This is a genomic window from Adhaeribacter rhizoryzae, from assembly GCF_008629685.1.
Taxonomy (GTDB): domain Bacteria; phylum Bacteroidota; class Bacteroidia; order Cytophagales; family Hymenobacteraceae; genus Adhaeribacter; species Adhaeribacter rhizoryzae.
Window position 1 is genome coordinate 266,854 of record NZ_VWSF01000002.1, and the last position, 14,615, is coordinate 281,468.

Annotated in this window: 9 protein-coding genes and 1 pseudogene; 7 read left to right on the forward strand and 3 right to left on the reverse strand. The window is 42.5% G+C overall.

The features are described 5' to 3' along the window. Positions 1 to 255 (reverse strand): annotated as a pseudogene (locus tag F0145_RS04265) (ammonium transporter); the annotation flags it as partial. 484 nt (positions 256 to 739) lie between these two features. Between F0145_RS04265 and F0145_RS04270 the strand changes: the two are divergent. Both F0145_RS04270 and fbaA read left to right on the forward strand, forming a co-directional pair. After that, a complete protein-coding gene (locus F0145_RS04270; protein WP_150087062.1) occupies positions 740 to 2,107 on the forward strand; it encodes a lysophospholipid acyltransferase family protein in 1,368 nt (455 codons plus the stop codon). A 161-nt stretch (positions 2,108 to 2,268) separates the two neighbouring features. Continuing rightward, positions 2,269 to 3,348, forward strand: coding sequence for a class II fructose-bisphosphate aldolase (fbaA, locus tag F0145_RS04275; RefSeq protein ID WP_150087063.1), 1,080 nt, complete (start codon positions 2,269 to 2,271; stop codon positions 3,346 to 3,348). Between the two features lie 68 nt (positions 3,349 to 3,416). On the opposite strand, the gene F0145_RS04280 is transcribed toward fbaA, so the two are convergent. Beyond that, entirely contained in the window at positions 3,417 to 5,906 is a 2,490-nt protein-coding gene (locus F0145_RS04280; protein WP_223815807.1) for a glycoside hydrolase family 31 protein, read from the reverse strand. 370 nt (positions 5,907 to 6,276) lie between these two features. Between F0145_RS04280 and F0145_RS04285 the strand changes: the two genes are divergently transcribed. The 4 genes from F0145_RS04285 to F0145_RS04300 all read left to right on the forward strand — a co-directional run bounded on the left by F0145_RS04285 (position 6,277) and on the right by F0145_RS04300 (position 11,660). After that, positions 6,277 to 7,263: a glycosyltransferase gene (locus tag F0145_RS04285; RefSeq protein WP_150087064.1), complete on the forward strand. Its 987-nt coding sequence runs from the start codon at positions 6,277 to 6,279 to the stop codon at positions 7,261 to 7,263. Between the two features lie 311 nt (positions 7,264 to 7,574). Further along, on the forward strand, positions 7,575 to 8,228 hold the full coding sequence (locus F0145_RS04290) for an ABC transporter ATP-binding protein (protein WP_150087065.1): 654 nt from the start codon (positions 7,575 to 7,577) through the stop codon (positions 8,226 to 8,228). 517 nt (positions 8,229 to 8,745) lie between these two features. After that, entirely contained in the window at positions 8,746 to 9,534 is a 789-nt protein-coding gene (locus F0145_RS04295) for a hypothetical protein (protein WP_150087066.1), read from the forward strand. Between the two features lie 212 nt (positions 9,535 to 9,746). Next, complete coding sequence (locus tag F0145_RS04300) at positions 9,747 to 11,660, forward strand: RecQ family ATP-dependent DNA helicase (protein ID WP_150087067.1); 1,914 nt, start codon at positions 9,747 to 9,749, stop codon at positions 11,658 to 11,660. A 571-nt stretch (positions 11,661 to 12,231) separates the two neighbouring features. On the opposite strand, the gene F0145_RS04305 is transcribed toward F0145_RS04300, so the two are convergent. Beyond that, positions 12,232 to 13,428, reverse strand: a complete 1,197-nt coding sequence (locus F0145_RS04305) for a phosphoglycerate kinase (RefSeq protein ID WP_150087068.1) — start codon at positions 13,426 to 13,428, stop codon at positions 12,232 to 12,234. Between the two features lie 355 nt (positions 13,429 to 13,783). On the opposite strand from F0145_RS04305, the gene F0145_RS04310 reads away from it, so the two are divergent. Continuing rightward, positions 13,784 to 14,566, forward strand: a complete 783-nt coding sequence (locus F0145_RS04310; RefSeq protein WP_223815809.1) for a PASTA domain-containing protein — start codon at positions 13,784 to 13,786, stop codon at positions 14,564 to 14,566. Positions 14,567 to 14,615: the final 49 nt, after the last annotated feature.

Sequence of the window (14,615 nt, forward strand, 5' to 3'; positions counted from 1 at the left end):
ACTAATAATGCCCATGCAAATAAAGCTTTGGAGCATGGTCGAAATAACGTTCTTGGCATTCACCATCCCGCCGTAGAACAAAGCCAGGCCGGGCGTCATGAGTAATACCAGGGCAGAGGCAGCCAACATCCAGGCTACATCGCCCGCAATAATGCCTTCGGTAGAAATTGTGCCAGGTATACCTGAAAATACCACTCCAAGGATGCTAACCAGGAGCAGCGTTGTGAAAGGGACGATAGATAGTTTTTCTTTCATGCTTTTGTTTTTTTGGTTGTTTATTAATGTAAATTTTATCAAATATATATTAATGTGTTTAAAAATGCCTAAAAAAATATGCCATATCAGAAAAATTTATGAATTTTCAAGAGATATGCCTTAATATTTAAAGGGTAAATTAAAATTAAAATGATTTTAAGGTAAATAGTGTAAAATTTTTAAAGGAAGATATTAAAGTTGTTTAAGTGTTAGGGAAGATATGGTTGAAATTGGAGGTGTGTTTTTGAAAATATTGGCAAATAATTAAAATATGGCTCTTAAAATGTATAAGTATTCTAAAATATTGGGCAAAGTTTATCAGTTTGAGTTTTTATTTATTATATATATGAGTAGTATCGGGAGGAAATACCTGAAAAGCGTAAGTTGTAATCGTTATGCATAAAACCCATACATGATGCGGATATATGCCGGCTTAACTTTATATTTAGGAGAATAGCCTAATCTGATTTAGTTTCTTCGCGGCATGTTTTACGCTTTTCTCAAGATCATCTTTAAAATAGCCCTGCGTATTTTCTTTCGCCGGATAGTAGTTAGTAATAAAAGTCTTATTCCGGTTAATGGGCCTTTGCTCATTGCTGCCAACCACCCCAATACTTTTATGGACCCAATTGCCATTGCGGCAGTTATTAAACCAGAAGTTAATTTTTTAGCTAAAAGCACCTTGTTTAGTACGCCGTTTTATAAATGGCTGCTTCAGCGCATGAACCTGATTCCTGTTTACCGGCGGGAAGATGGAGTGGCATCATCTGGCAATAACAACCAGACTTTTGAACAATGTTTCCGGTTTTTAAACCAGCGGGGTACGCTCTTAATTTTTCCGGAAGGCAATAGTTACAACGAACGGTGCTTGCGGCCCTTAAAAACCGGAACTGCCCGCATAGCTTTGGGTACACTGGCGCAGGAACCCAACGGCAGCGAAGTGCTGCTGTTACCAGTTGGGCTTAACTACTCCGAACCTACGCGGTTCAGAAGCGATTTATTTATTAATATAGGAGAACCCATTCGGGTAGCTGCTTATGCCCAGGCTTACCAGCAAGATCCAATAAATACAGTGCAGCAGCTAACAGATTATTTGCGCCATCAACTCGAAGATTTATTGGTAACCGTAGATTCGCCGGAAGAAGATGAGCTGGTAGCCCGCATTAGCGCTATTTATAATACCAATTTAGCTGCCGAATTTAATTTAAGCCAGGAGCAGGAAGACCAGTTTGTGTTAACCAAAGCCATTGCCGAGAGTATCCGTTATTTTAACCAGCATGAGCCGGAGCGTGTCAGAAATATTAGCAAAAAAATTCACCAGTATGCTCTTAGTTTAAAAAAGCTGGGCCTGCAGGATATATTTCTGAATAATACGCTGGAAAATACGGGCCTTCGCCGGAAAAGTGTGCCGGCTATGCTGTTTTTGTTGTTAGGGTTGCCGGTTTTCTGCTGGGGTTTGCTTACCAACTACATACCTTATTATATACCCGATAAAATGGCCACAGTTATTACCAGGGAAGAAGAGTTTCGGGCACCCATTATGATGACGACTGGCATTTTTACCTTCCCTATTTATTATGCTTTATTAATATGGGCTTTTTATAGCTGGCACAATAATATAGGCGCTTGTTTACTTTTTGCGGTGTCGCTGCCCATAAGCGGGTTGCTTTCTTTGCATTACAGTTACCGCTTGCGGCTAACGCGTAGTTATCTCAAATTTGTAGCGCTATTTTATCGCCGGAGTAGTTTAGTAAATAATATCCGTCGGCAACGGCAAGAGATTATACAAAAATTAGAAGAAGCCAAAGCCATTTACTTGCAGCACTTAACTAAAATTACCAGCAATTCTTAAAGGTATCGTAAAAGTTTACGCTTTCTGAACTCCTAACATAATGAATTTTACGGTTTTGCTTTTAATTTAAATAAAATAGGTTTAGTATTGAAACTTTAAAATAAAACACCCGATCTGTTTTATTAATTATAATTAAATAGTAATTCCTAATAATTAGAAAAATGAGTGAAGTGACCACCAAATTCCGGCCCGGGGTATTATTCGGGGACGAAGTAACAGAACTATTTAACTACGCGAACGAGAATAATTTTGCCCTGCCGGCTGTAAACGTAATCGGTACTAACTCGGTAAATGCCGTTCTGGAAACTGCCAGAGCTGTAAATTCACCAGTAATTATTCAGTTTTCGCACGGCGGTGCTCAGTTTTTTGCCGGTAAAGGTTTAGCTAACGACCAGCAGAAAGCCGCTATTGCCGGTGCTATCTCGGGCGCCCAGCACGTACATTTAATGGCCGAAGCCTACGGTGTACCGGTAATTTTGCACACCGACCACGCTGCTAAAAAATTATTGCCCTGGATAGATGGTTTGCTGGATGCCGGCGAAAAATATTTTGCCGAGCACGGAAAACCGTTGTTCAGCTCGCACATGCTGGATTTATCGGAAGAGCCGCTGAACGAGAACGTAGAAACTTGCGCCCGGTACCTGGAGCGGATGGATAAACTAGGCATGACCGTAGAAATTGAACTGGGTGTAACCGGTGGTGAAGAAGATGGCGTAGATAACTCAGATGTAGACAGCGCGCATTTATATACCCAACCCGAAGAAGTAGCTTATGCCTACGAAGTGTTAAGCAAAATTAGCAAGCGCTTTACCATTGCGGCGGCTTTTGGCAACGTGCACGGCGTTTATAAACCAGGTAACGTAGAGCTGCGTCCCGAAATTCTGAAAAATTCGCAGGAATATATTCAGGAGAAATTTGGCACCAATCCTAACTCCGTAAACTTTGTATTCCACGGTGGTTCTGGTTCTGAAAAACACAAAATTACCGAAGCCATTGAATACGGCGCCGTTAAAATGAATATTGATACCGACATGCAGTGGGCTTTCTGGGAAGGTATTAAAAATTACTACGAAGCCAAAAAAGACTTTTTGCAAGACCAGATTGGTAACCCCGAAGGCGAAGATTCTCCTAATAAAAAATATTACGACCCACGGGTTTGGCTGCGCGAAGGCGAAAAAGTATTTATTGCGCGGTTAAAAGAAGCTTTTACCGATTTAAATGCCAATAACCGCAACGCTTAATAATATAATTTTCAGGGACAAAAAAGGTGGAGCTGCAACTCCACCTTTTTTATTTATTGCGGTTTTATTTATTCCGGATTTATGAGCGCATCAGGTTCAGCTGACTCCGGAATAATGCCTTGAATATTTATTTGTTCAAAATCTTTGCTTACCAGTATTTCGGGTAATTTATTTTCCCGCTGTTCTGTTTCTGCTGCAGATTCCGGATTTGGTTCTGGGGTTATCAGTACGCCATCTACTTCAACGGTTTTAAGCACGAAAGGTAAACCATGTAACACAATATTGTATGTAGTGTAGATAGGCGCATAACTTCCTTTTACTTCCTGCGAAATAGATAAACCTGTATTGCTGCCAGTTACCAGAAATATTTTCTCGGAGCAAATACCTTTTTCGTAATCATAGCCATCGCCGGCATCTTCGTATAAAACACTGGACACACTACCCTGAACAAAATAAACGTGTAAGGTAAGTTGGGTAATTTCTATTTCGCCTACGTATTGCATTACCGGGTAAAACGGCAGTACAGCACCGGCCCGCACGTAAAGCGGAATGCGATCGAGTTTTGCGTTGGCCCAAACTTCTTTTCCGCCCACCACTTCGGCATCGTCCCAGTAATAATACCACGTGCCACTGGGTACGTACAGCCAGCGGCCATCTACTTCGGGTTGGGTTATCGGGCAAATCAGTAAATTATCGCCTAAGCCAAATTCAGCCATGCGGTGATATGATTCGGTATCGTCCTGGTTTAAGAAAGGCAGGGGCCGTAACATGGGCGTGCCATACGTAATGTGTTGCCAGAAAGCAGTATAAATATAGGGCAGCAACTGGTAACGCAGTTCTATAAATTTTTTGGCCAGTTGGGTATATTCCTCGCCAAAAGACCAGGGTTCCTGATCGCCGTGGTCGCCGGAAGAGTGGGTGCGGCAAAAAGGGTGAAAAATGCCTAATTGTAGCCAGCGGATGTAGAGTTCGCCGGTTGGAGTTTCGATAAATCCGCCAATATCGGAGCCAACAAACGACATTCCCGAAATACTGAGGCGTTGGCACTGAATATTAGCCATCCAAAGATGATCCCAGGAAGCTACGTTATCGCCGGTCCAGGTAGCCGAAAAGCGTTGCGTACCCGAGAAAGCCGAACGAGTAATTACCAGTGGCCGGTTAGGGTAACAGAATTTTTTAACACCCTGGTAAGTGGCGCGGGCCATTTGCATACCGTAAATATTATGAGCTTTGCGGTGGCTGCAAGGTTGGCCGTCGTAGTTAAACCGTACATCGTCGGGGAAAGTGCCTTGCTCAAATACCGCTGGTTCGTTCATATCGTTCCACACGCCTCTAACACCGTCAACGGTAATCAGTTCTTTAAACAAATTGGCCCACCAGTCGCGCACCTCGGGGTGGGTATAATCCGGGAAATGGCATAAGCCGGGCCATACCGAACCCTTCATAAATGGGCCGTCGCTGCGTCGACAAAAATAATCCTGCGCACATCCTTCCTGGTATATCCAATAGTTTTTATCTATTTTAATGCCTGGGTCAATAATTATTACTGTTTTAAAACCATCGGCCGCCAATTCACGAATCATGCGTTGCGGGTCCGGGAAATATTCTTTGTTCCAGGTAAAACACCGGAAACCATCCATGTAGTCAATATCGAGGTAAAGGGCATCGCAGGGAATTTGGCGTTCCCGGAAACCGCTGGCAATGGCTTTAAAAGTTTGTTCTGGGTAATAGCTCCACTTGCATTGCTGGTAGCCTAAAGCCCAAAGCGGCGGCATTTCGGGGCGACCGGTTAAAAAAGCGTATTGTTCTGATACTTCTATTAAGCTTGGCCCGTAAATAAAATAATAATTCATTTCTTCGCCGTGGGCCCAAAAACTGGTTACATTAGAACGCTCGTGGGCAAAATCAAAATACGTCCGGAAGGTGTTGTCAAAGAATATTCCGTAAGCAATTTTCTGGTGCAGGCCAATATAAAAAGGCACATTTTTGTACAGCGGGTCGGAGTTGCGGCTATAACCATAGGTATCGCTACTCCAGTTTTGCAGCCGGCGTCCCCGTAAATTCATATTACAAGATTTATCGCCTAAGCCGTAATAATGCTCGCCACTCTGCACCCACTTGCTCATTTTTACAATATTATTGCCGGTATGCAGGTCGTACTCCCAATGGTAACCTTTTTCATCGTCCATAATGGTATTGCCGGCTTTGTCTAATATCCGGATATGCATGCCTTCTTTCTGAATAAGGCACACCACCTGGTCGGTGGAAAGTTGGAAAAAATCGGGGTGGGCAATAAACTCCAGCAAAGGCAGTTCGGGCGTAAAATCAGGATCGCGGGCATAAGAAAAATCCGGTGGAAAATTGCCATCAGCAGCGTACCGGAAACGGATTATCTTAGGGTTTAATACCTGTACAAACAAAATAACATCGGTATTGGTATAGAAATGAAACTTATTTTCTTCTTGCTGGTAATCTATAATTTTACCTGGGAATAGATTTTCTTTTCTGTTCACCAGGTCATTCAGCATGTAATTAGTTTCTTGTATCGGATCTCGCATAATTAGCTGGTACTGTTGAAAAAAATCTTAATAAAAACCAAAACTGAATAAATATTCAGGTGTTTTGCCTATATCAAAAGAAAATATTTAGCTAAATACGTAAATATTTAAAATTTTTTTATTGTTGTATCAATTTTATCACTAAATTTGAAAAACAAAATAGTATACGGGTAATTAACTAAAAAGCTTAATTCTTTTTGAATCAGCTTTTAAAATTAATACTTGTACAGTAGTTTTGATACGGCAATAAAAGCGCAAAATAAAAGAAAATAATAACCCCTCACCCAAGGTAATATTATTTTTGTCTAATATACAAGAATATTAATATTTTAAATTCGTCCGGAAAGCAGAATCTATTTAAATAAATTATATGAAAAAGTTAGATGTACTACTATTAGGTTGGGAATTTCCGCCTTTGGTGGCCGGCGACTCGGGTGTTGCTTGTTATGAACTGGCTAAGGAATTAGCCGCACAAGTTAATTTATCGCTTATTTTGCCAAAAGCGGATCCGCAATACGTTTTAAGCAACGTAGAACTAACCGGATTAAACAATATTAACCTGCAGGAAACCCCGGTTGCTGTTTCTAAACCAGATTACCAGGTATTTGGGCATCAGGCGGTGCCGCAGCCCGAAATAAAGCCGTACGGCGCGCCAACCTATACCGGGCAGGAAGAACTTGTTACGCCGGCTTACGAACAACCAGGTGAAGCGGAAGCGGTAGGAGAATTAGCCGGTGAACGCACGGATGCTGTGCCAACCGAACCAGTTGAAACGTTGAATATTTTCGGGCAGACTGATTTTACGCAGTTAGATTATAATACACAGGTAATTCATTTTGCCCGTTATGCCACCCGTTTGGCATCGCAAAAACATTACGATGTTATTTATGCTTACGACTGGATGACTTACCTGGCCGGGATAGAACTGAAACTGGTGAGCGGTAAATTATTGGTAGTACACGTACAATCGCTTTGCGAAGAGCGGGGTGGCCCCGATAGCAAAGGCTGGGCTTACGAAATAGAGAAACAAGCTCTGGAAAAAGCCGATTTAATTATTGCCCAATCCGAAAGCCTGGTAAACGCTATTGAAACCCGTTACGATATTCCGGCTTCAAAAATCCGGAGTTTGTACCGCTTAGATGAACCGTTTACGGCCGAAGAAAAAGAAGAAGAAGAGACAGTGGTAACGGCAACTAACGAACCTACTATTGCTGAACCAACTGCCCAAACCGCTGCTACGCCGGAATTAGCTGTGGCTGAAACAGAATCAGAACCATTAGATTGGCAGCAAGCCGCTGAAAACATGGTAACTGTGTTTCAGAAGTTATTACAAAAGCCGCAATTAACCGACAAATAAATTTTATATTCCTACTGATAATTAACACCAAAGATTTAAAAAGAGCCTGCACAGGCTCTTTTTCTTTTTCTGGCTTTACCAATTAATTTAAGCTTAACAACTTAGCAGTTTTTAAGAAGTTTTTTGAAGCCATTACCCATATTTAAAAAGTTTCGGAAAATGGATATTACGCAAGGGCTGAGTTAATATTTTTATTTGCTATTTATTTAGCTAAACTTATTTCGGCAGGTTCGTATTAAGATTGCCCAACAAGGTTTTAAAAAAGAATAGCGGCAATATTGTAAATTTGCCCAAATATTAAATTAAGAACATTGCTACAAGCTACCAACATACACAAAGCCTACGGATCGTTGCAAGTATTAAAAGGCATCGATCTTACCATTCAGCAAGGAGAAGTTGTTTCTATTGTGGGGGCTTCCGGAGCCGGGAAAAGCACGTTGTTGCATATTTTAGGTACTTTAGACAATGCTGACCAAGGAGAGGTGCGCTTTAGCGGACAGCTTGTAAATGCTTTTAATGGCAATCAACTGGCCCGTTTCCGGAACCAGCATATTGGTTTTATATTTCAGTTTCATAATTTATTGCCCGAGTTTACCGCTTTGGAAAACGTATGTTTGCCGGGTTTTTTAGCGAATAACCCCGAAGATGAGGTTAAAAAACGGGCAGCCGATTTGCTTAAAATGCTGAACCTGGGCCATCGCCTCGACCACAAACCTTCCGAAATGTCGGGCGGCGAGCAACAACGTACGGCCGTGGCCCGCGCTTTAATTAACTCCCCCGAAATAATATTTGCCGATGAGCCCAGCGGCAACCTCGATTCGGCTAACGCCCAGGAATTACACGAAATATTTTTCCGCCTCCGCCAACAGCTAAACCAAACTTTTGTAATTATTACCCACAACGAGCAGCTCGCTAATATGGCCGACCGCAAGCTGGTAATGAAGGACGGAATTATTCTTAGTTAAAAGTTAATTTGCCTATATACTTTATATAAGGCTACGATGCCCACTCGTGTCATTCAGGAGGAAACTATTTGGCTGCCTGCTACATAGTTTCCTCCTAAATGACACGAGTGGGTTACTTAGGCTTTAATCTCACCTTATTGAGTGCTCACCGCAAGTAGTTTCCACTTAGGGCAATATAATTTTGAGGGAAAGCCCCAAGGCCAGGAGCAAATATTCTAAATATCTAAAACCTGAACATAATATAATGTATCGGTTATTATAACTAACCGCTCCTCTTTATCATTTTATCTGTTGTCTTATTTTATTCTGTTTCGTATAAATATATAAGAAACAGCTTAAAACTAAATATTTTAGCAATTCGAAATTTATTAAGTAAACAAAGAGAAATTATTTTTATAAGAATAGAATATAATAGATAAGTTGTTGATTATCAGTGTGAATAATTTATAAAAAAGTACTCTTATTTTGCACTTATATTTAGTATATTACGTTTAAATACTATATAAGATAAAAAGAGATGAATCAGGAAAATATGGATAACAAATTGGTTAAGAAGAACAAAATCGAGAGCTACGATATTGCGAAGTCTGACGAGACCATGCACCTGGCAATAGATCTGGCTAAGTTCATTAAAGAGAACAAACTGTATCAGAATATACAGGGCAAAGAGTATGTAAACGTAGAAGGCTGGCAATACGCAGGTTCTCGTTTGGGTATTCTGCCGGTAGTTGAGCACGTGATAAACGTGAGCACCGATACCGAGTTGAAGTACCAGGCCAAGGTTAACCTATTAAACCTGCGTACCGAACAAGTAGTAGGCGCTGGCTTTGCTATCTGCTCGAATAAAGAACAAGGCAAGAAATTTTACCAGGAATTTGCGATAGCATCTATGGCGCAAACCCGGGCAATTGGTAAAGCTTACCGCAATATTCTGGCCTGGATTATTCGGGCGGCGGGTTACGAGCCTACGCCGGCCGAAGAAATGGACTATAACGGCAATACGCCCGAAGTTAAGGTTGAACAGCAGCCGGTAGCGGCAGCGGCTAAACCAGCTATTAAGGCTGTTCCGGAAGATGCGCCGCAAACGGTAGTAGCTGAACCAGCGGTATCTAATGGTGTAAAATATGCCTCGGCTAAGCAAAAAGAAGAAATTATCAGGTTGTTAAACAACCCGGTAATTACCCGTCAGGAGAAAACTAAAATGCTCCTGAATATTAATAAACTAGACGAAGAGCGGGCTATACAAGCTATTGCCAAGCTTAGAAAAGTAATTGAAGAGCGCGAAGAGCAATCTGCCGCTGCTTAAAAAATATATACAATAAAAATAGTCTCCTGCAAAACCCGGTTCTTAACGAACCGGGTTTTTTGTTTTTATATCCTGTTATTTGGTTAATGTTTTTAGCGCCATTGGTTTAGCTTATCATTTCAGGAAAGTACGCTAGCGGTAATTATTTTTAGCGTTAAGCGGGTTCTTACTATTCCGGCCATTCACGTAACTTCGCTTTTTGTTTTAAGTGAATGGTGTTGGCAGTAAGAGAAATATTAAATAAATATTGGGGGTACGATAAATTCCGGCCTTTACAGGAAGATATTGTTAATTCGGTGCTGGCGGGGCATGATACGTTGGCCTTGCTGCCTACCGGGGGCGGAAAATCTATTTGTTTTCAGGTGCCGGCTTTGGCTAAAGATGGGCTGTGTTTGGTTATTTCGCCGTTGGTAGCCCTCATGAAAGACCAGGTAGCCCAACTGCAGCGGCGCGAAATTCCGGCTATAGCTATTCATTCGGGTTTGCACAAGCGCGAAATAGACATTGCCTTGGATAATTGCGTTTACGGCAACGTTAAGTTTCTGTATTTGTCGCCGGAGCGCCTGCTGACTGATATTTTCCGGGAGCGGGTAACTCGCATGAAGGTGAGCCTGATTGCCGTAGACGAAGCCCATTGTATTTCAGCTTGGGGTTACGAGTTCCGGCCGCCTTACCTGCAAATTGCCGAGCTACGGGAATTATTGCCGAATGTGCCCGTTATTGCGCTTACAGCTACCGCTACCGCCGAGGTAAAAACTGATATTCAGGAGAAATTACAGTTCCGGAACGGCCAGGTTTTCCAGAAAAGTTTTGCCCGCGCTAATTTATCTTATTCTTGCCTCGAAACTGAAGATAAACCCGGCCGTTTGCGCAGCATTTTAGAGGGCGTGCCGGGCACAGCTATTGTTTACGCGGGTACGCGTCGGCTTACGGTAGAAATAGCCAAATATTTGAGTCAATACCGGATTTCGGCCGCGGCTTACCACGCTGGCTTAACGCACCAGGAGCGCCACCGGGTACAAACCGAGTGGTTACAAGGTAAAATTACTGTTATGGTAGCCACCAATGCCTTTGGAATGGGTATTGATAAACCCGATGTGCGGCTGGTGGTGCATTTAGATATGCCTGAATCGCTTGAAGCTTATTACCAGGAAGCTGGCCGGGCCGGGCGCGACGAAAAATATGCTTATGCTACGCTTTTGCGGGGACCCAACGATGCAGAAATATTGCGGAACAAAGTGGCAGAAGCTAATCCACCCATCGAAATTTTACGAAAGGTTTATCAATGTTTGGCCAATTATTACCAGTTAGCCGTAGGGAGTGGAGCCTTTCAGTCGTTCGATTTTGATCTGGAAGATTTTACCCGAACTTATAAACTAAGAGCCCTGGAGGCGCATTATGCTTTGCAAAAACTACAAACCGAAGGTTTTCTGCAACTGAACGATGCTTATTTTTCGCCATCTAAAATATTAATTACCACTGCGCACGAAGAGTTATATAAATTTCAGGTAGCTAACCCGGAGCATGATCCTTTGCTAAAAATGATTTTGCGCATTTACGGCGGCAACGTGTACACCATGTTTGTAAAAATATCGGAAAAAGCCCTGGCCGAAAAGCTGCAAACCAATATCCCTAACATTAAAAAAATCCTGTTGTATTTGCACCAGCGGGGTATTCTGATTTACGAACCGCTGCGCGATAAACCCCAGGTAGTTTTTACCACCCAGCGCTACGATGCCGCTGATTTACCTATTAATACTAAACGGTACAATACTCTCCGGAAAAATGCCCAGGATAAAATGGAAGCGGTTATTCGGTACGCTTTTACCCAGAATAAATGCCGCACCCAACTGTTGCTCGAATATTTCGGAGAGATTTCGGATGAGGCGTGCCGCATCTGCGATTATTGTTTGCAGCAGCGCAAAGCGAAACGCGCGCAAACTATTCGGGAACAGTTGCGCCAGCAAATACAAATATTCCTAAACGAAACCAATTTGCACCCAAACGAACTCGCCCAACAACTTAATACCAAAGACACGAATTATATTTCGGACGTAATCAGCCAGTTACTGGAAGTAGGACAGGTGCAGTACGAAGCCGATGGTAAATTAAAATGGGTTAAGTAGCGCAGTTTAATATTTATTCTTTTTTTTTGATAAGGTGAAGCAATAAGCTACTAGAGTCTACTTCTTTAAGAATTTCTGAGTGACTGCTTTTACGCAAAAGCAAAAGAAATAAAAGTTCAAGTCATCCAATCTTGTCATTCAGGAAGAAACTATGTAGCAGGCAGCCAAATAGTTTCCTCCTGAATAACACGAGTGGGCTCAAGATACCAAAAGTTTATCTTTCCCAAATTATTGCGTAACATCAGTAAGTAAAACAGCCAAAATTTAAATAAAACAGAAAGGCCGTAGCTACGAAGCAAACTACGTCAGTTTGGGCGATGAGGCCTTTCAGGTTTCCGGTGCGCAGCATTCCGACGTAGGAGGAAAGGAAAGATGAGCAGCCCGAATGACCAAACGGGGCCTCGCGGCCAAGAGCAAACTTAGGCTTCTATATTTAGTTAGCACCTCCGCATTGAAAGATGAATTCTTTCAAAAGACAAACTCAGCCCTTTTACATTAAAACCTAATAAACAAAAATCCCCAACTGAATAAGTCGGGGATTTTCTAATATTCAGAGTTCTTCTTTATTAAACTAATAAACCGTTTCTAAAGCCGCTACACCCGGCAGGGTTTTACCTTCCATATATTCCAGCAAAGCGCCACCACCCGTAGATACGTAAGAAACATCGTTGCCGTAGCCAAACTGGTTAACTGCCGCCGCTGAGTCGCCGCCGCCAATTAACGAGAAAGCGCCGTTGCGGGTCGCTTCTACCACGGCTTCGGCAACGGTTTGGGTACCCAGCGAGAAATTCGACATTTCAAATACGCCCATGGGGCCATTCCAGAGAATAGTACGCGAATTCCGGATGACCTCGGCAAATTGTTCGCGGGCTTCGGGTCCAATATCCAGGCCCATCCAGGTAGCGGGTATGTGGTGGTTGTGTTTAATATCGGTATCGGCATCGTTGCTGAAAGCATTGGCAATAATCGAATCTTCGGGCAAATAAAGATTAACTCCTTTTTCCCGGGCCTTGTTTATCAGCTCCAATGCTAAGTCCGTTTTATCGGCTTCCAGCAAAGAATTACCAATTTCGCCGCCTTCAGCCTTCGAGAAGGTATAAGACATGCCACCGCCAATAATCAGGTTATCAACTTTATCCAGCAGGCGCTCAATAATTAATATTTTGTCGGATATTTTAGCACCGCCCATTATGGCGGTGTAAGGCCGTTCTACATTGTCCAGCACCCGCTTGGCATTTTCCAGTTCGGCCTGCATCACGTAGCCGGTCATTTTATCTTGCGGGAAGAACTGGGCAATAACGGCGGTAGAGGCGTGGGCGCGGTGAGCGGTACCAAAGGCATCGTTCACGTATACATCGCCCAGTTTGCTTAATTTTTCCGCGAAAGCTACGTCGCCTTTTTCTTCTTCGGGATAAAAACGCAGGTTTTCTAATAATAAAATCTGGCCGGGTTGCAGGCTTTGGGCTAATTCGTAAGCTTCGGGCCCAATACAATCCGGAGCAAATTTTACGTCGGTATTAAAAGCCCGGGAAAGGTGCGGAACCAGGTGCCGCAACGAATATTTTTCGGTGGGGCCATTTTTGGGCCGGCCCAGGTGCGACATTAAAATAACCGCGCCGCCATCGTTTAATATTTTCTGAATAGTAGGTACGGCGGCCCGGATGCGGGTATCGTCGGTAATTTCGTATTGATCGTTTAGGGGCACGTTAAAATCTACCCGAATCAGGGCACGTTTGCCGGCAAAATTATACTGGTCTACTGTCTTCATAGTATTTCTTATATTTTTTAGAACAGGTGGAATTAGCTTTTACGTGAAGCTGGGCAAATGTATAATATTTTGCGAAAAGAAGCTTTCAATCCCAAGGCTTAAGTATATAAATCTCCTGGTAAAATAATTTGGAGCAAGCTGCCAACCTTTCTGCCATTTATTGGCAACTGGCAAAATATATATTAAAATGGTTTACAGGATTTTTTTCGCATAACAAAAGAAAGAATGTAGATATTAGTACTTTTGTTTCTAATATAAACAAAGCCTTACCTAACGTTTAGCTGATGTAACCAGTAACAGGTTGCGGCAGGTTAGGGGCCACAGACTTTAATTTAAAATTAAAACCAAATAAACAGTGTTTTTTAAAGCAGATTCTTTAGGCGACGTTATCAAGCACATAGCCGTTATTATTATTATTGTAGCTTTAATGTTGTTTTTCTTCTTCTTTGTTTACCTGCCGTCTACTACCAACCACGGCGAAACCATAACGGTACCCAAAGTAGAAGGCATGAAGCTGAACGAAATTGAAGATTTTTTGGCGGAGCATTCGCTGCAATATTATGTAAGCGACTCCAGCTACAGTTCAACCAAAGAGCCGTTTACCGTTACCAAACAAGATCCGCAGCCGGGCGCTAAGGTGAAAGAAGATCGCAAGATTTATATCACCTATAACATGAAAACTGCGCCCATGATTAAAATGCCCAAGCTGGTTGATCTTTCCTTGAAAAATGCCCAAATGATTCTGAAAACTTCTGATTTGCAGGTGGGTAAAATAGAATTTGTGCCGGATTTAGCCCAGAACGCAGTGTTAAAACAACTGTTAAAAGGTAAGGAAATAGCAGCGGGTGATCTCATCCCGAAAGGTTCATCTGTAGACTTAGTAGTAGGCGATGGCTTGGGTAATGCCGAGTTTCAGGTGCCGAATGTGGTAGGCATGCCTGCCGACGAAGCTACTACGTTGCTGGTTGGTGCCGGTTTGCAAATGGGAGCCGTTCAATATATTGCTGCCCCTAACGGCGAACCTGAAGGTACCGTGGTTCGCCAACGGCCTATATCTACGCCAGGTGCCAAAATACGGGTAGGTGAATTGGTAGATATTTGGGTAGTTGGTGCCAATCCGGCGCCGGCCATTGAATAATTTATTTTATAGCAAGAGCAGTAATTTATGGATGCTACCGAAAATGAAT

Excerpts from the sequence above, each read along its gene's own strand:
- fbaA (WP_150087063.1), top strand. The coding sequence starts at position 2,269 with ATGAGTGAAGTGACCACCAAATTCCGGCCCGGGGTATTATTCGGGGAC.
- F0145_RS04280 (WP_223815807.1), bottom strand. The coding sequence starts at position 5,906 with ATGCGAGATCCGATACAAGAAACTAATTACATGCTGAATGACCTGGTG.
- F0145_RS04300 (WP_150087067.1), top strand. The coding sequence starts at position 9,747 with ATGGTGTTGGCAGTAAGAGAAATATTAAATAAATATTGGGGGTACGAT.
- F0145_RS04295 (WP_150087066.1), top strand. The coding sequence starts at position 8,746 with ATGAATCAGGAAAATATGGATAACAAATTGGTTAAGAAGAACAAAATC.
- F0145_RS04305 (WP_150087068.1), bottom strand. The coding sequence starts at position 13,428 with ATGAAGACAGTAGACCAGTATAATTTTGCCGGCAAACGTGCCCTGATT.
- F0145_RS04270 (WP_150087062.1), top strand. The coding sequence starts at position 740 with ATGTTTTACGCTTTTCTCAAGATCATCTTTAAAATAGCCCTGCGTATT.
- F0145_RS04285 (WP_150087064.1), top strand. The coding sequence starts at position 6,277 with ATGAAAAAGTTAGATGTACTACTATTAGGTTGGGAATTTCCGCCTTTG.